Here is a 14,946-nt window from a genome sequence, read left to right on the forward strand (position 1 = left end):
CTAAAGGATAAGGGCTAAAAACTGAGGGGCTGGGAGTTAGAAGTAGCCTTCTTTTTTGCGGTCTTCCATGGCGGTCTCGGAGCGTTTGTCGTCGGCGCGGGTGCCGCGTTCGGTCTGGCGGGCGGCGGCGACTTCGGCGACGATGTCGTCGAGGTTGCTGGCGGTGGAGAGGACGGCGCCGGTGCAGGTGGCGTCGCCGACGGTGCGGAAGCGGACGGTCATTTCCTGGATCTTGGGCTTCTCTTCGTCGAGGAGGGGGATGAAGCCGGTTTCGGTATCGAGCAGCTGGCCGTGGCGCTCGATGATTTTGCGCTGGTGACTAAAGTAGAGGCTGGGGAGGGGGATGTTTTCCTGGCGGATGTATTGCCAGACGTCCATTTCGGTCCAGTTGGAAAGGGGGAAGACGCGGAAGTGTTCGCCGAAGTGTTTGCGTCCGTTAAAAATGTTCCAGAGTTCGGGGCGCTGGTTTTTGGGGTCCCATTGGCCAAATTCGTCTCGGTGGGAAAAGAAACGTTCTTTGGCGCGGGCTTTTTCTTCGTCGCGTCGACCACCGCCGAGGGCGGCGTCGAACTGGTGTTCTTCGATGGTGTCGAGAAGGGTGACGGTTTGCAGTTTGTTGCGGCTGGCGTTGATGCCTTTTTCTTCCTTGACGCGGCCGTCGTCGATGGATTTTTGGACGTAGCCGACGACGAGGTTGGCTTTGACTTCTTTGACGAACCAGTCGCGGTATTCGATGGCTTCGGGGAAGTTATGGCCGGTGTCGACGTGGAGGAGCGGGAAGGGAAGGTGGGCGGGATGGAAGGCTTTTTTGGCAAGCCAGGCCATGACGATGGAGTCTTTGCCGCCGGAAAAGAGCATGGCGGGTTTGCTGAACTGGGCAGCGGTTTCGCGAAGGATGTAGATGGCTTCGCTTTCGAGGAACTGAAGGTGGGTCATATCTTGAAAGGCTAAAGGATGAAGGATAAAGGATAAAGACGGAGGGCGATGGGGCTGGGAGGGCAATACTTCCGACTTCCGGTTTCCCACTTCCGACTTTGAATTATTTGGTGGTGAGGGGGGCGTGGAGGCCGCACTCGTGTTTTTCGTCGCCTTTGGCGGGATCGTAATAGGTGCGCTCGTTGGGGAGTTGGTGCTCGGTGAGGTAGGCTTCGAGGTCGGAGGGGACCCAATCGAGGATGGGGTTGACCTTGAGGGTGTTGAAGCCGCTGTCCCACTGCACGGGGCGGAGGGTGGCGGCGCGTTGGGGATTTTGTTCGCGGCGCAGGGCGGTGATCCAGACGGTGGGGGCGAGTTCGCGCATGCCGCGCTGGAAGGGCTCGAGCTTCATGACCTGACTGAAGGATTCGACGCGTTCGACTTCATCCGGCATGGGGATGCTGCCGCCGTTGAGGGCGAGCCAGTGGGCGGCGGTTTGTTGGGGGAGGAAGGGTTTGATGTTGAGGTTGAGCTGGGTGCGGGTTTGCTCGGCGAAACGGTAGGTTTCAGGGAGATTGGTGCCGTGGTCGGCCCAGAGGACGGGGATGTCTGGTTTGGCTTGGGTGGCGAGGTGGAGGATGACGGCCTCGTAGGGACGGAAGTTGGTGGTGACGATGGCGCGACCTTCAGACCGGGCGATGGCCCACTCGATGAGTTGGGTGGCGTTGAAGCCGGAAACTTCTTGATTGAGGGCGTCGATTTGCTCGGGTGACATGGGACGAAGAGGCTAATACCCTTTTTCCGATATGGCAAGTAGGTTTTATCGGTGGGGAGAGAAATGGGAGGCCTAAGTTGCAGGGATTGACAGAGTCGGTTTGCCCTATCGACGCGTTTGTATTAAATAGTCCGACCCCATGCCTTCGACCACTGCGACGCCTGAACTTGAGACCGACACCGAGGTGACGTTTGATGAGCCGTGGAATGTGCTCATCCATAATGATCCGGTGAATTTGATGAGTTATGTGGCGCATGTGATCCGCAAAATATTTGGTTACAATGCGAAGCAGGCGGAGAAGTTGATGCTGGAAGTGCATCAGGAAGGGAAGAGCATGGTTTGGAGTGGTTCGCGGGAGCGTGCGGAACTTTATGTGAAGGAATTGCACGGTCACCAGCTCCTGGCCACGATGGAAAAGGCGGGCGGTTAGTCAGTTAGCCAGTTAGTTGATCATCATCATCATGCGTTTGACTTTGTTAAAGGAACAGGAATTGTGGCAGCTTAGTGACATGGAGGAGGTTCATGTGGAGTTGCTGCGTCAGGCTGCGGACGATGCGAGCATGACGGATTGTCCGGAGGGCAGGCAGCGGCTTTTTCCTTCACCGGTGCCGCAGGATCAGCGTTTGCGGGAGGGGGAGTTTTTGGAGGACTGGAACGAGTATGTGACGGGGGAGCTGGACACGCAGTTTGCAGAAGATGTGGGGACCCTGCTGGCGGATTTGGACGGGGTGGAGATTCATCACACGGCTGATGAGGAGCCGATCGATCCGCGTTATCTGGTGAAGGTGCCGCTGGATCATGCGGGGGCCTGGTTCAGCAGTTTAAATCAGGCGCGTTTGATGTTGGACTTGAAGTATGCGCTGCATCCCGATGGGGAGCATTTGCAGTTGCAACTGGATGCCGGTCTGGATGAGGGGGAAACGCTGCACGAACGTCTGGCGGCTTACATGAGGTATGAGTTTTTTGCGCTGATTCAGGAGTGGCTGGTGCGGCAGGTGATGGCGGCGGACCAGGAGTAGGCGGTGTCGCGCTTTCAGTTTGCCACTGCCGTCCGAATCAGGGTTCGGTTTGGAAGGGAGCGAGGGGCGTTACGACATTTGCAGGAAGGGGGCGGACGCGTTCGTGAATGCCGTGGCCGAGTTCGTTGCCGGTTTCGTAGGCGCGGCGGAACATCTCCATTTTGGCGTCGATGTTGTCAACGTGATGAAGGACGATGGCTTCGGGAGTTTTGGGCAGAACGGGGGAACCGAACTGGTATTCGCCGTGATGAGAGCCGATGAGATGAAGGAGGTGCAGGCGGACGAGTTCGTTGGCGGGTTCGAGGGTGGTCCAGGCGGCGGCTTCGGGTTGTTCGAGAAGCTGACGCCAGAGTTTGTTCACCAGTTCAAGACCGAGGGGGATGTGGCCGAGCATTTCTCCATGGATGGAGAAGGGCATGTTGAAACCTTGTTCGGGGTAGTTGTTTTCCCAGAGTTTGCCACAGTCGTGAAAGAGAACGCCGGCGATGAGCAGGTCTCGATTGAGTTGGGGATAAGCTTCGATGATCTTGACGGCGCAGCGCATCATTTGGGCGACGTGTTCAACGAGGCCGCCGCGTCGGGCGTGATGGTATTCCCGGGCGGCGGCAGCGCGTTTGAAGCGGTCACTGTGTTGCTGGAAGAAGATCTGGCAGAGGGCGTGGAGACGGGGGTCAACGATGGAATCGGTGAGACGCAGGATGTCGTCGAAATCGCTGCGTTGCCGGGCGCTGGTGGTGGGGTCGCCGTGCAGAAGGGTGGCGATTTCGTCATCGGTAAGGGCACTAAGCTCGGCGGAGCGGGGATCGAGACCATATTTGCCGGTGTCGACCCACTGGGCGCTGAGTTCGATCCAATCGCTGCGTTTGAGATCGGCCACCTGGGCGAAGAGTGGATTGCTGTCGAAGACGCGCCAAGTGAGGGACTCGCTGCCATCGCTGAGTCGCAGTTCGTGGTAGGGTTTGCCGTTGGAGGTTTCCTTGATGTGGCAGGCCTCGACTTGTGCGTGGATGCGGGCGGGTTCGGGCGTAGGGCTGGCGACCTGTTTAAGGTCCCGGATTGAGAGCAGGTCGTGGGGGTGTTCGGCCATGGCGGGCAATTGCTGAGGTGATGAGTCAGGGGGTGTCAGTGGCGGTGTCAGTGACGGAGATCAGTTCGGTTTTTTCGGTCTGACGAAGATGGAAGGTCTGGCCTTGCTGCTGAACGGTGAGAGAGGTGACGGTTTCGAGCTTTTTCACCTGGCCGAGTTCTTGATCAAACAACAGGGTTCCGGTGGAGGAGGCGTTGTTGAGTGTGATCGGGGTGGAGTCGGCAGCAATCAAGGGCGGGAACTCAATTTGCCCAGTGATTTTGATGGAGGCAATGCCTTGAGGGGTCGGTGAGGCGGGCGGCTCAAGGGTGGAAATGCCTTTGATTAAGATTTTTCCAATTGGCGGCAGTTCGAGCTGATTTTCCCAAGTCCACGACTTCCCTGGAGCCATCGGTTGCACCGGGAGAGGCAGGTCACGCAAGCGATGAAAGGCTTCGGCGAGCTGTTTACTGGTCATTCCGGTTTGGGTGCCGAGTGGGGTGGTGTCGTCATTGGCGGCGTCGCGGGTTTCGACGAGGCGATGGCTGGAATCGTAGACGAGGGTGAACGATTTGTCCTTCATCGCTCCAAAGGTTTGCTGGAGCGCGGGCGGGGAAAGGGCGGGATTGGCCGAATCGTATTTGAGGAGCTGTTCTGGCGAAGTGATGGTGGCTTCAATGGAGGCGATGTGGACTTTGACGAGGGTTTGCCCGGTCGCTTCCTTGCTGGCCTGCATTTCGTAAGTTTGTTTGATCTTGGCGGTGCTATGCGCAACTTCGTCGGTTGCCAAGTGACGGGTTTCGATGGTGCTTTCGACCGCCAGTTGGTAGGTTTTGCCCGGCTGGTAGCGCTGGGTTAGAGAGGTTTTTTCATCGGCAGAGGCGGCGGATGCGAAGATAAACAGACTGAAAAATAAAAGTTTACGCGCTGGAATCATGTGGGAAACGATGGTGGAGGGACAAAACCACGAGGCGGGGCTTATGCCAAGTTTTGCTAAGTGGTGATTTCGGGTTTAGGTTTGAGGAATTGAAGGGTGCAGGGTGCAATTAGGCGCGATGCAAATTTTTAATTTTCGGCCTGAACTTGGCACGCTGCCCGCTTAGAATAGATTGTCAGTCGATCGAATTTACTGATTGAACGATCACCCTAAACCTACATCACACCACATCCTCATCCATGAAAAAAATAGAAGCCATTATCAAGCCCTTTAAACTGGAAGACGTCAAGGAGGCCCTCGCTGAAGTAGGTGTCCAGGGCATGACCGTGGTTGAAGTGAAGGGCTTTGGTCGCCAGAAAGGCCATACCGAAATTTATCGCGGCAGTGAATACACTGTCGATTTTCTTCCTAAAGTGAAAGTGGAGATTGTGGTGGAGGGCGATCGCGCCGACGCCGTGGTGGATGCCATTGTTAAAGCCGCAAACACCGGAAAAATCGGTGACGGCAAAGTTTTCGTCAGTGATGTCGCGGAAGCCATTCGGATCCGCACTGGGGAACGTGGTCGTGAGGCGATCACCGGGAGCTAGAGCCAGGCTGACAAGAATTTCCGACTAACCATCGGAGTGAGGAAGCGTGCGAAAAAGGCAGGTCGGACCGGGTGGTCCGGCCTGTCTTTTTTTATTGAGCTCACGGCGCGAGATGGGAGTTGAGGGTTGGTGACTTTTTGGTTTGCGAAACGACGGCACGCCACACGCAGGGTGCTCCAAGCGGGCGAATCGGCCAATGATGGCTGCCAATCGTTGGGCAGGAATCGAAGCGATTCAAAGCAGCCGGATCTCCGCTGGTGTGAGGACATCGCAAATGGAGGAACCCTATCATCAGGAGGTGGAGATGGGACTGAGGGCCGATGACGGCAAGAGTTTTTTGAAGGCGGAACGTTTGCAGGGTTGCGTGTGTCTGAGCTAGGTTGATACTGGCGTTTCGATTGGAAAAATGATGGAATCTTCTAGGCTGCTGCTGTTGCTGGCGATGTTCGTTTTTGCGGGCGGGTTCGCGCATGCGCTGTGGTCCATTCGCGCAGGGTCGTGGAAGGAGAGTCGCTGGCATTTGTTGCCGATGGTGGTGGGGTTTGGCTTGCAATGTGCGTTTCTGGCTCAGCGAGGGGAGGTGCATGGTCGCTGTCCGCTGACGAATTTACCGGAGGTGTTTGTGTTCATCGGCTGGTGCATTGTGTTGTTGTATTTTTTGGTGGGGGCGGCGTATCGGCTGTCGTTGCTCGGGGTCTTTACGGCACCACTGGTGGCGTTGCTGATGTTGCCGGGGTTTTTTACGCCGATGGTGGCGAGGCCGCTGCCGCGTGAGTTGAGTTTCTGGGAGCATCTGCATGCACCGCTGGCGATGATCGGGTATGCGGCGTTTGCGCTGGCGTGCATCTCGGGGGTGATGTTTTTGATCCAGGATTTCCTGCTGAAAAAACACAAGATCCATGCGCTGTTTTATCAGCTGCCGCCAATCCACCATTTGTCGAAGGCAATTGTGCGGATGGTGGGATTTGGGGTGCTGGTGTTGGCGGCGATGATGGGGACGACGTTTCTGATTGAGGAGCCGATCAGTGGAGCGAAGATGGTGCTGACGTGGGGAGTATTGGGGATATATGCGGCGATCTGGTTGTTGATGCTGCGACATACGCTGAGCGGCAGGTTGACGGCTTGGCTGGCGGTGTTGGGGTTTTTGTTGCCGCTGGGATCGTTGTGGATAGTGGCATGAGAAAGGATAAGGGATAAAGGCTAAGGGATAAGGGCTGAAATTATGAACGTGATGGCTTTGAAAACTTTGATTGTGATGGGGGTGGCGGGATCGGGGAAGTCGCTGATTGGGGAGATGCTGGCGGAGAGGTTGGGCGGGTTGTTTGAGGATGGGGATGATTTTCATCCGGCGGCGAACAAGTCGAAGATGACGGCAAAGATTGCGCTGACGGATGAGGATCGCTGGCCCTGGTTGGAGGCGATGCGGGCGAGGATTGAGGAGGTGCGTGGTGCTAGCAGCGGGGTTTATGTGTTGGCGTGTTCGGCGTTGAAGGAGGGGTATCGCGAGGTGCTGCGGGGGAAGGATGAAGATGCGGTTTTGAAGGTGGTTTATTTGAAGGGGTCGAAGGAGTTGATCGGTTCGCGGATGGCGGCGAGGAAGGGGCATTTTATGCCGACGACGTTGTTGGATTCGCAGTTTGCGACGTTGGAAGAGCCGGTGAATGCTTTGGTGGTAGAGGTGTCGGGGACGCCGGAAGAAATTGTCGATGTGATCATGGAAAATTTAAAATTTGAGATTTGAGATTTTTTGACTGGGATGAGTGGACTGAAATTGAGTTTTTGGGGGTGGGATGAGCCGGTGCTGACGCGGGCGGTGAGGGAATTGCTGAAGGGTTGGATGGGTGGGCTTTTGGATTTGAGTGACCGGGTGATTTTGGTGCCGACGGCGGAGACGGGCCGGAGATTGCGCGAGGCACTGGCACGGGCCGTAGCGGAGCAGGAGGGGGCGGCGATGGTGCCGTTTGTGTGGCATCCAGAGGCGGCGCTGACCTTTGGAACGGCCACGGGACGGGCGGCGAGTTCGGTGCAGGAGCAGCTGGCCTGGATGATGGTGTTGCAGGGAGTGCGGGCGGAGGAAGTGAAGGTGTTGTTTCCGGGAATGGCTGAAGGGATGGATGAGGGGTGGGTGAGCGGGATGGCGGAGACATTGGCGGCGTTGAAAAGGACGCTGGGCGCGGGGGGGCAGACGATGGCTTCGGTGGCGGAGCAGATGGGCGAGGAGATGGATGGGGAACGCTGGCGGGAGCTGGCGGGATTGGAGGAAACATATTTGCGGGTGTTGAAGGGGTTGGGGGTGGAGGATGGGCAGGCATTGAAGCGGTCGAGGTCGATGGAGCCGGTGTTGCCGGAGGGGGTGAAGAAGGTTTCGGTTTTTGCGATGGCAGATCCTCCGAGGTTGTTGCGGGAGTGGATGCTGAAGGTGGGGTCGTTGCTGGACGTGGAGATGGAGATTTTTGTTTATGCGAATGCGCAGATGGCGGGGATGTTTGATGGGTTGGGCGTGCCGAGGCTTGAGACGTGGGGTCAGGGGGCGGGATTGGTGCTGCCGATGCGCGATGAGGATCTCTTAATGGTGGCGACGCCGAGGGATCAGGCGACGGCGGTGATGGGGGTGATGCGGGGGATGGCGCAGGAGGGATTGGAGATGGCGTTGGGGAGTGGTGATCCGGCTTTGACCTCGCATCTGGAGGCGGCGCTGGCGGCGGAAGAGGTGAGAGCGTTTGATCCGGCGGGGCGGCAGGCGGAGATGCACGCGCTAACGTTGGTGTTGAAGGCGTGGCAGAGGGTGTTGGTGTCGGGATTGTGGCAGGATGTGGCGGCGTTTTTGAGGTTGGACGATGTTTTGAGGGTGGCGGGTGAGGGTGTGGGATTGGGGCCGACGCGGGTGTTGGGTTTGTTGGATGAGCTGCAGCAGGCGCATTTGCCGCCGACCTTGGAGGAGGCGGTGGGATTGTGCGGGGAAGCAGGGGAGTTGCGTGCGGTGTTGCTGGGTTTGCAAGGGCGGGTGAGGGAGTGGGAGGGGGCAGGAATGGAGGTGGCGCTGCGGGGGCTTTTGGGTTGGGTTTATGGAGGACGGACTTTTGACACGTCGCATGAGGTGGATGTGGATTATGCGAAGCTGGTCGGGGAGGCGATCCGGCTGGCGGGTGAGCTGGATGCGGGTCGGGTGGCGTTGGGGTTGAAGGTGGGAGCGGGGGCGTTGTTGGGGGTGTTGCTTGATGAGTTGTCGGCGGTGAGGCTGGCGGATGTGCGGGGTGAGGTGGATTTCGTTTTGCACGGCTGGCTGGAGTTGCCGTGGGAGCCTGCGCCTGGGTTGGTGGTGGCGGGATTTAATGAGGAGTATGTGCCGGGGATTGTGACGGGGGATGCGTTTTTGCCGGATGGTTTGCGCAAGAGGTTGGGGTTGGCGTGTCAGGATTCGAGACGGGCGAGGGATGCATATTTGTTGCGGTCGATGGTAGAGCAGCGTCGGGATGGTGGGGCGTTCAGGGTGGTGTTGGGTCGGGTGAATGAACAGGGGGAGGGATTGAGGCCGTCGAGGTTGTTGTTTGATTGTGAGGATGAGGCGCTGGTGGGTCGGGTGCGACGGTTGTTTCCGGATCACGCGGAGGAAGGCAAGGAGAGCGATCCGCCGCGGTCGGTGGGGTTTTTGTTGAGGCCGAAGTTGGTGGAGAAGGAGTTGGGGAGCATTTCGCCGACGGGGATTCGGGCCTATTTAAGCTGTCCGTTTCGGTATTATTTGCAGCAGGTGCTGAGGATGGAGCAGGTTGAGTCGGGGTTGCGTGAGGCTTCGGCGATGGATTTTGGGAATCTGGTGCATGCGGTGTTGCAGGAGTATGCAAAGGCGGAGGGGATGAAGGAGTGTGTGGATGCCAAGGCGATTGCGGGATGGCTGGACGGGGCGGTGTCGAGACTTTGGGAGAAGCAGTTTGGGAAACGTCCGTTGCTGTCGGTGGTGATGCAGTTGGAGTCGGCGCGGCAGCGGTTGCTGGCGGCGGCTGAGGGGTTGGCGGAGCTGCGATCGGCAGGGTGGCGCACGGTGATGGTGGAGGAGAATGCGAAGGTGTGGGGGCTGCGGATTGGTGGGGTGTTGTTTAGTGGTCAGGTGGACCGGGTGGATCGTCGGTCGGTGGACGGCGTGGAGGAATTTTTGGTGCTGGATTACAAAACCGGGAAGCGGAAGAAGCCGGTGGAGGCGCATTGGGGGAAGGTGAAGGCGGGGGAGTTGATGGAGGGTTTTGAGTGGCAGATGGCGGAAGGTGGGGAGAAGCGTTGGGTGGAGGTGCAGTTGCCGTTGTATGCGTGGGCGGTGGGGCAGAAAAATCCGGGTCGGAGGGTGCAGGTGGGGTATTTTCATTTGCCGGCGACGGTGACGGAGTCGGGGGTGACCTTGTGGGAGGATCTCGACGCCGGGACGGTGGCGGATGCGGTGCGCTGTGCGGAGGAGGCGGTGAGTCGGATTAAGGCGCGGATTTTTTGGCCACCGGCGGACGAGGTGCGGAATGGGGATTTTGAGTTTTTGTTGGGTGATCCGCTGCTGACGGTGGATCCTTCGGCGTTGATGGAAGGGATGTTGAAGCGATGAAGCAGAAGGAGATTCACAATGCAATCATTCGAGCCTCGGCGGGGTCGGGGAAAACTTATGAGTTGGTGAAGCGGTATTTGCGGTTGCTGGCGTTGGACGAGGCACCGGAGGGAATTGCGGCGATGACGTTTACGCGGAAGGCGGCGCGGGAGTTTTTCGAGCGGATTTTGCAGAAGCTGGCTGAGCTGGCGGAGTCGCCGGAAAAGGCGCGGGGCTATGTGGATGAGCTGGCGGAGAATGGTCGGGCGCTGGAGTTGTTGCGGAGGGTGATTGGGTCGATGGACCGCTTGAGGTTGGGGACGATTGACAGCTTTTTTGCATCGGTGGCGCGGTGTTTTCCGTTTGAGTTGGGGTTGTCGGGGGCGGCTTCGATCATGGCAGAGGATGAGACGGCGCGGGCGCGGGATGAGGTGATGAACGGGTTGTTGGTGGAGTTGACGCGGGATGGGGATGAGGCGGCGTTGAGGGAGATGCTGGAGGCGTGGAAGCGGGCGACGGCGGGGGATGAGTTGAACTTGCCATCGAAGCATCTGGCGGGATGGTTTCGGGCGCTGCATCCGTTGTTTTTGGAGAGTCGGGACGAGGCGGTGTGGGGTGGGGCGGAGAGGATCTGGCCGGGGAAGGATGCGCCGGTGTGGATGGCGGATCGGGACGTGGTGGAGGTAATCGAGAGGTTGCGCGAGGTGTTGGATGTGACGGCTTTTGTGAAAAAGGCGGAGGAGCGCTGGGGAGTGTTTTTTGAGGCGGCGGCGAAGCGGCGGGCGGGGGAGCCGGTGAAGCCGAGTTCGCCGTTTGAGTATATGCTGAAGGCGGAGCGGGGGGAGTTTGAGCTGCTTCGGGAAGGGCGTGCGGAGTGGAAGATGGACAGTCGGAAGGGCGTGCCGCTGGATCGGGTGACAGGAACGGCGCTGGCGGATTTGCTGGATGTGCTGGTCGGACGGGAGATGAACTGTCGGGCGGAGCGGACGCAGGGTCGGAGGGCGTTGGTGGCGCGGTTTGATGCGCAGTATGCGAAGCGGGTGCGAGGTCGGGGAAGGCTGGCGTTTGATGATTTGACGTGGTTGTTGTCGGGTCAGGTCAAGGCGGCGGGATTGGCGAAAGATGAGGATGAGGTGGAGCGGCTGGAGATGATGCGTCGTGAGTGGGAATACCGGTTGGACAGCCGGTTTCAACACTGGCTGTTTGATGAGTTTCAGGACACGAGTCGGAGGCAGTGGGAGGTGGTGGCGAACTTGGTGGACGAGGCGGCGACGGACCCGGAAGGGCGGCGGAGCTTTTTTGCGGTGGGGGATCTGAAGCAGAGTTTGTATTTGTTCAGGCAGGCGGAGCCGGAGTTGTTTTTGGATGTGGAGTCGCGGTATGCCAATGCGCGGATGGAGAAGCGGGCACCGCTGTCGACGTCGTATCGGTCGAGTCCGGTGGTGTTGGGGATGGTGAATGAGGTGTTTGGAAAAGGGGAATTGTTGAGGGAGTTGTATCCGGAGGCGATGCGTTGGTGGCGTTATGAAAAGCATGAGGCGTCGGGGAAGACGAAGGGGTTGAGTGGTTATGCGGCGTTGTTGTCGGTGCCGGAGGATGCGGAATTGGAGGGGGATGCTGCGCGTGATGAGATGACGGCGGCGATCATTCGCGAGGTGGAGCCGTTGGAGCGGGGGCTGTCTTGTGTGGTGTTGACGCGGACCAACAAGGAGGCGGAGCGGGTGAGTGAGGAGTTGCGGAGGATTTTGCAGGTGGAGGTGGTGTGTGAGTCGCAGGTGTTTGCAGCGGTGGATAATCCGGTGACGCTGGCATTGTTGAGTGTGTTTCAACTGGCGGTTCATCCGGCGGATAGCTATGCGCGGGAGCATCTGCGCATGTCGCCGTTGGGAGCTTGGTTTGATGAGCAGGGAGAGTTGGCGATGGCGGTGGGGACCTTGGGTGGAATGGTGCGGCGCGGGGTGAGTCGCGATGGATTTTTGGCGGTGGCGCAGGAGTGGGCGGAGAGGTTGAAGGGGGATGGCGAGTGGGATGCGTTTAGTTCGATGCGGCTGGGGCAGTTTTTTGATCTGGCGGCGGAGTTTGATGAGGGAGGGCGAAGGGATGTGGATGAGTTTGTGGAGGCCGCGCGGGGATTTGCGATCAGTGCGGTGGATCAGGGTCAGGCCTTGCAGGTGATGACGTTTCACAAGGCGAAGGGTTTGGAGTTTGATGTGGTGATCATGCCGCAGTTGCAGAGCACGGCGTTGGATCAGCCCATGCGGCAGAATGACACCGAGCGGTTGCTGGTGGAGCGCGATGAACGGGGGGAACTGGTGTGGCTGCTGGATGAGCCGCCGGGGATTTTGCGGGATCGGGACAAACGTTTGCGGGCGGCGTATGAGAAAGACAAGGCGCGGCTGGCTTATCAGGGGTTGTGCCGCTTGTATGTCGGGATGACGCGGGCGAAGCGGGGGCTGTATTTGATTTTGCCGGGGAAAGGCAAAGGAAATGCGCGTTCGGAAGCGGATTTGCTGAAGCAGGCTTTGGGAAATGCGGAGCCGGTGAAGATGGGCTTTGAAACTTGCGAGGCTGATTGCTGGTATGAGGCGGGGACCCGTGCGTGGTTTGAAGAGGTGGAGAAGGCCGGGGAGCGCGTCGAGGTGGCGGTGGTTGAGGAGGGGCCGAAGTTGGGGGCGTTGTTGAATGCGGCAAATCGGCCGGCGGCGCGCAAGACGCCTTCGGGCGAGGAGTCGTTCAGGATGTTGGGCGAGGATTTGCTTTCGCCGCAGCGGGAGTCAGCGCGTCGGATGGGGACGCTGGTGCACGATTTGTTTTCGACGGTGGACTGGTTGGATGGTTTGGAACCTAAGGATATTGAGGACCGTTGGGCGGCATTGGGCTGGCAGGATCGGCCTGGTTATGAGGAGGCGAGAGGACGGGTGTTGACAGTGCTATCGGAGCCGGAGGTAAGGGTTTGGTTTGGAAATGCGAATGGATTGCGCGAAGTGTGGCGGGAGCGGTCGTTTGATTTGTTCAGTGCGGAGGGCTGGGTGAGCGGGGTGTTTGATCGGGTGGTGCTTGAGCGTGATGGAGCGGGGAGGGTGACGTCGGCGTGGGTATTGGATTTCAAGACGGACATGGTGGTCGATGAGGCATCGGCGAGGGCGAAGGCGGAGGGATATAAGCCGCAATTGAAGTTGTATGCGCTGGCAGTGTCGAGATTGACGGGGTTGCCGGTAGAGAAGGTGCGGACGGGGCTGGTCTTCGTGGCGTTGGCACGGTTATATTGGGTTTGACGCGAGGGCACAAAAAAGCCCGGTGGTTGAAACCGGGCTTCTCTGAAAAATTAAGTAGATGGCTGAATTACCAGCTTTGGCCGCGGCTGTAGCGGGTCTGGGACATAAAGCCGACCTGTGGTGGAAACTCTTGGTAGCCATACCAGGTATCAAAGCGGTCGTTCACGTAGTAAGGGGGACGGTAACCACCTTTATAAACGGGAGCCGGGAAGGTGACGAATTCGAACACGCCGTAGCCAAGACGGACGGCGGTGCGGACGGTGCCTTCGATCACCATGGAAGAAGCGGCGGCGTTGGCGCCATCAACTCTCTCAACTTTTTGCCAATGAAGCGGGATTTCGGAGACTCCATAAGCGAGGTTGGCCACGCTGCGGGAAAGTTTACGACTCCAGTTCCACTGCGCTTTTGGCGGGGCCTGGATGTCAGCATAGGCGAAGCTGCCCAGAGCGAGCACACCGATCAGTGAGAGGATGATCTTATTTTTCATGAGAGTGAGTTAAGAAAACCAAAGGGACGCTCTTTTGGCAAGAGAGAAAAGTGGGTTTGTGAAGAATGTTTGATGTTGAGGGCGGGGGGATGTCACAGAATCGCGCGTCGTGAACATGAAGGTGGCATGAAGATTCAAAATTGGTTGAAGGCAGTGGTGCTTGGCCTTGGCATGGGCCTCGTGGGTTCGAACGCACTGGCGCAGTTTGAGGGGGTGGCGGTGGACCCGGATGGATTTGTGAATTTGCGGTCGGAACAGGACGGCAAATCGAAGGTGGTGGCCAAGGTAAAGACGGGTGAGGTGTTTGAGTTTACGGATTCCGAGGGGTCGCCGTGGTGGAGGGTGGAATTGGGGTCGGGAAAATCCGGCTGGATGTATTACGACCGCATCAAGTTTCATGCGACGATGGACGATTTGAAGGATGGTGATGTGGCGTCCGAGATGGAGCTGTATGGGAAGTCGAAGGGGGTGAACTACTTTGCCCTGGCGAGAAAGGCGGCACAGGGGGATGCGGCGGGCATGAAGCGGTATTTTGGGTTGAATGACACGGACGGGGCGGCGGGTGAGATTCATGCGGCGATGATCAACAGCGTGGTGCATTTGTTGGGGGATGAGAAATTGTCGGCGTTCCTGGCGAAGCAGTCGATTGAGTATCAACTGGACGTGCGGTCGCAGTGGATGAGCGAGGTGGCGTTGTGGCCCTTTGAGCCGTTTGGTTATGCGCAGCGTCATTTCCCAAAGACGGCAAAATTGTTGCTGGGCAAGGAACGGGTGGCGTGGGCGTCGCCGGATGGAAAGTATGCGATCCGCAAGGTGTTCAGTGATTGGGATGCGCGTGAGAATGTGAAGGTGGACACGGCGCAGATTGTGGACAAGACCACGGGCGGGGTGGTGGCGGATTTCAGCGACCTGGATATTGGCATGGGCGTGTCGAGAGAGGGCAGGGCGTTGTGGGCGGAAGACTCACAAAAGGTGGCTTTGTTTGTGCATGACGGATTGCAGCACGGGAACCTGCTGGTGTTTCAGCGTGCTCGTGGGGTGATGTTCGAAAACGTGGAACTGGACCTGGATGAGCTTCCGGGGCGTGCCGGGGACAAGCAATTAAAAGGGGCGAAGTTAATTTTTTCGAGGATCGAGCCGCTGCGGTGGGACGGGGATGTGCTGATGGTGCAGCGTCATGACTATTTTGAGAAGCCGAATGCGGATGGTCCTGGCAACACGGGCTTGGGGAGAACCTATGAGTTGAAGGTGAAGGTGGATGGAGAGGGCGCGAGCGTGGTGGGAGTGGAAGTTTTGGCGGAATGAGGTCGAGCAGTCTTGC

General features: G+C 58.3%; 13 protein-coding genes. 8 read left to right on the forward strand and 5 right to left on the reverse strand.

Annotation, left to right across the window (positions count from 1 at the left end; translation table 11 throughout):
* Nucleotides 1–36: 36 nt before the first annotated feature.
* Together cysD and FEM03_RS02320 are read right to left on the reverse strand one after the other, a co-directional pair.
* On the reverse strand, nt 37–936 hold the full coding sequence (gene cysD / locus FEM03_RS02315; protein WP_138084567.1) for a sulfate adenylyltransferase subunit CysD: 900 nt from the start codon (nt 934–936) through the stop codon (nt 37–39).
* A 103-nt stretch (nt 937–1,039) separates the two neighbouring features.
* A complete protein-coding gene (locus tag FEM03_RS02320) occupies nt 1,040–1,690 on the reverse strand; it encodes a phosphoadenosine phosphosulfate reductase domain-containing protein (RefSeq protein ID WP_138084568.1) in 651 nt (216 codons plus the stop codon).
* Nucleotides 1,691–1,829: 139 nt separating this feature from the next.
* Here FEM03_RS02320 and clpS point away from each other — a divergent pair, with 139 nt between their 5' ends.
* Nucleotides 1,830–2,120, forward strand: coding sequence for an ATP-dependent Clp protease adapter ClpS (clpS, locus tag FEM03_RS02325; RefSeq protein ID WP_138084569.1), 291 nt, complete (start codon nt 1,830–1,832; stop codon nt 2,118–2,120).
* A gap of 31 nt (nt 2,121–2,151) precedes the next feature.
* Nucleotides 2,152–2,709, forward strand: coding sequence for a DUF2017 family protein (locus FEM03_RS02330; protein ID WP_138084570.1), 558 nt, complete (start codon nt 2,152–2,154; stop codon nt 2,707–2,709).
* A gap of 37 nt (nt 2,710–2,746) precedes the next feature.
* Here FEM03_RS02330 and FEM03_RS02335 read toward each other — a convergent pair whose 3' ends face one another.
* Both FEM03_RS02335 and FEM03_RS02340 read right to left on the reverse strand, forming a co-directional pair.
* Nucleotides 2,747–3,796 (reverse strand): HD domain-containing protein, encoded by a 1,050-nt coding sequence (locus FEM03_RS02335; protein WP_138084571.1) that lies wholly within the window; start codon nt 3,794–3,796, stop codon nt 2,747–2,749.
* Between the two features lie 25 nt (nt 3,797–3,821).
* Nucleotides 3,822–4,712: a hypothetical protein gene (locus tag FEM03_RS02340; RefSeq protein WP_138084572.1), complete on the reverse strand. Its 891-nt coding sequence runs from the start codon at nt 4,710–4,712 to the stop codon at nt 3,822–3,824.
* A 239-nt stretch (nt 4,713–4,951) separates the two neighbouring features.
* On the opposite strand from FEM03_RS02340, the gene FEM03_RS02345 reads away from it, so the two are divergent.
* From FEM03_RS02345 to FEM03_RS02370, 5 genes are all read left to right on the forward strand, one after another.
* Nucleotides 4,952–5,299 (forward strand): P-II family nitrogen regulator, encoded by a 348-nt coding sequence (locus tag FEM03_RS02345; protein WP_138084573.1) that lies wholly within the window; start codon nt 4,952–4,954, stop codon nt 5,297–5,299.
* A gap of 406 nt (nt 5,300–5,705) precedes the next feature.
* Nucleotides 5,706–6,479, forward strand: coding sequence for a cytochrome c biogenesis protein CcsA (gene ccsA, locus FEM03_RS02355; RefSeq protein ID WP_138084575.1), 774 nt, complete (start codon nt 5,706–5,708; stop codon nt 6,477–6,479).
* 51 nt (nt 6,480–6,530) lie between these two features.
* Nucleotides 6,531–7,040: a gluconokinase gene (locus FEM03_RS02360; RefSeq protein ID WP_206170811.1), complete on the forward strand. Its 510-nt coding sequence runs from the start codon at nt 6,531–6,533 to the stop codon at nt 7,038–7,040.
* Nucleotides 7,041–7,055: 15 nt separating this feature from the next.
* Entirely contained in the window at nt 7,056–9,884 is a 2,829-nt protein-coding gene (locus FEM03_RS02365) for a PD-(D/E)XK nuclease family protein (RefSeq protein ID WP_138084576.1), read from the forward strand.
* Nucleotides 9,881–13,138 carry a UvrD-helicase domain-containing protein gene (locus tag FEM03_RS02370; protein WP_138084577.1) on the forward strand — a complete coding sequence of 1,086 codons (3,258 nt, stop codon included), beginning with the start codon at nt 9,881–9,883 and terminating at the stop codon, nt 13,136–13,138. Before FEM03_RS02365 ends, FEM03_RS02370 begins: the two co-directional genes overlap by 4 nt.
* 67 nt (nt 13,139–13,205) lie before the next feature.
* Here the strand turns inward: FEM03_RS02370 and FEM03_RS02375 are convergent, their stop codons facing one another.
* Nucleotides 13,206–13,625 (reverse strand): exosortase system-associated protein, TIGR04073 family, encoded by a 420-nt coding sequence (locus tag FEM03_RS02375; RefSeq protein ID WP_138084578.1) that lies wholly within the window; start codon nt 13,623–13,625, stop codon nt 13,206–13,208.
* Between the two features lie 126 nt (nt 13,626–13,751).
* On the opposite strand from FEM03_RS02375, the gene FEM03_RS02380 reads away from it, so the two are divergent.
* The gene (locus FEM03_RS02380) at nt 13,752–14,930 is read left to right on the forward strand and encodes an SH3 domain-containing protein (protein WP_166442558.1); all 1,179 of its coding nucleotides are present in this window, start codon (nt 13,752–13,754) and stop codon (nt 14,928–14,930) included.
* Nucleotides 14,931–14,946 lie beyond the last annotated feature (16 nt).

Origin of the sequence: Phragmitibacter flavus (assembly GCF_005780165.1) — a bacterium.
GTDB classification, from domain to species: domain Bacteria; phylum Verrucomicrobiota; class Verrucomicrobiia; order Verrucomicrobiales; family Verrucomicrobiaceae; genus Phragmitibacter; species Phragmitibacter flavus.

What these genes read in the sequence shown, in the direction of transcription:
- cysD (WP_138084567.1), bottom strand. Translation starts at nt 936, where the DNA reads ATGACCCACCTTCAGTTCCTCGAAAGCGAAGCCATCTACATCCTTCGC.
- FEM03_RS02320 (WP_138084568.1), bottom strand. Translation starts at nt 1,690, where the DNA reads ATGTCACCCGAGCAAATCGACGCCCTCAATCAAGAAGTTTCCGGCTTC.
- FEM03_RS02365 (WP_138084576.1), top strand. Translation starts at nt 7,056, where the DNA reads ATGAGTGGACTGAAATTGAGTTTTTGGGGGTGGGATGAGCCGGTGCTG.
- FEM03_RS02375 (WP_138084578.1), bottom strand. Translation starts at nt 13,625, where the DNA reads ATGAAAAATAAGATCATCCTCTCACTGATCGGTGTGCTCGCTCTGGGC.
- FEM03_RS02370 (WP_138084577.1), top strand. Translation starts at nt 9,881, where the DNA reads ATGAAGCAGAAGGAGATTCACAATGCAATCATTCGAGCCTCGGCGGGG.
- ccsA (WP_138084575.1), top strand. Translation starts at nt 5,706, where the DNA reads ATGATGGAATCTTCTAGGCTGCTGCTGTTGCTGGCGATGTTCGTTTTT.
- FEM03_RS02360 (WP_206170811.1), top strand. Translation starts at nt 6,531, where the DNA reads ATGGCTTTGAAAACTTTGATTGTGATGGGGGTGGCGGGATCGGGGAAG.
- FEM03_RS02340 (WP_138084572.1), bottom strand. Translation starts at nt 4,712, where the DNA reads ATGATTCCAGCGCGTAAACTTTTATTTTTCAGTCTGTTTATCTTCGCA.
- FEM03_RS02335 (WP_138084571.1), bottom strand. Translation starts at nt 3,796, where the DNA reads ATGGCCGAACACCCCCACGACCTGCTCTCAATCCGGGACCTTAAACAG.
- clpS (WP_138084569.1), top strand. Translation starts at nt 1,830, where the DNA reads ATGCCTTCGACCACTGCGACGCCTGAACTTGAGACCGACACCGAGGTG.
- FEM03_RS02380 (WP_166442558.1), top strand. Translation starts at nt 13,752, where the DNA reads ATGAAGATTCAAAATTGGTTGAAGGCAGTGGTGCTTGGCCTTGGCATG.
- FEM03_RS02330 (WP_138084570.1), top strand. Translation starts at nt 2,152, where the DNA reads ATGCGTTTGACTTTGTTAAAGGAACAGGAATTGTGGCAGCTTAGTGAC.
- FEM03_RS02345 (WP_138084573.1), top strand. Translation starts at nt 4,952, where the DNA reads ATGAAAAAAATAGAAGCCATTATCAAGCCCTTTAAACTGGAAGACGTC.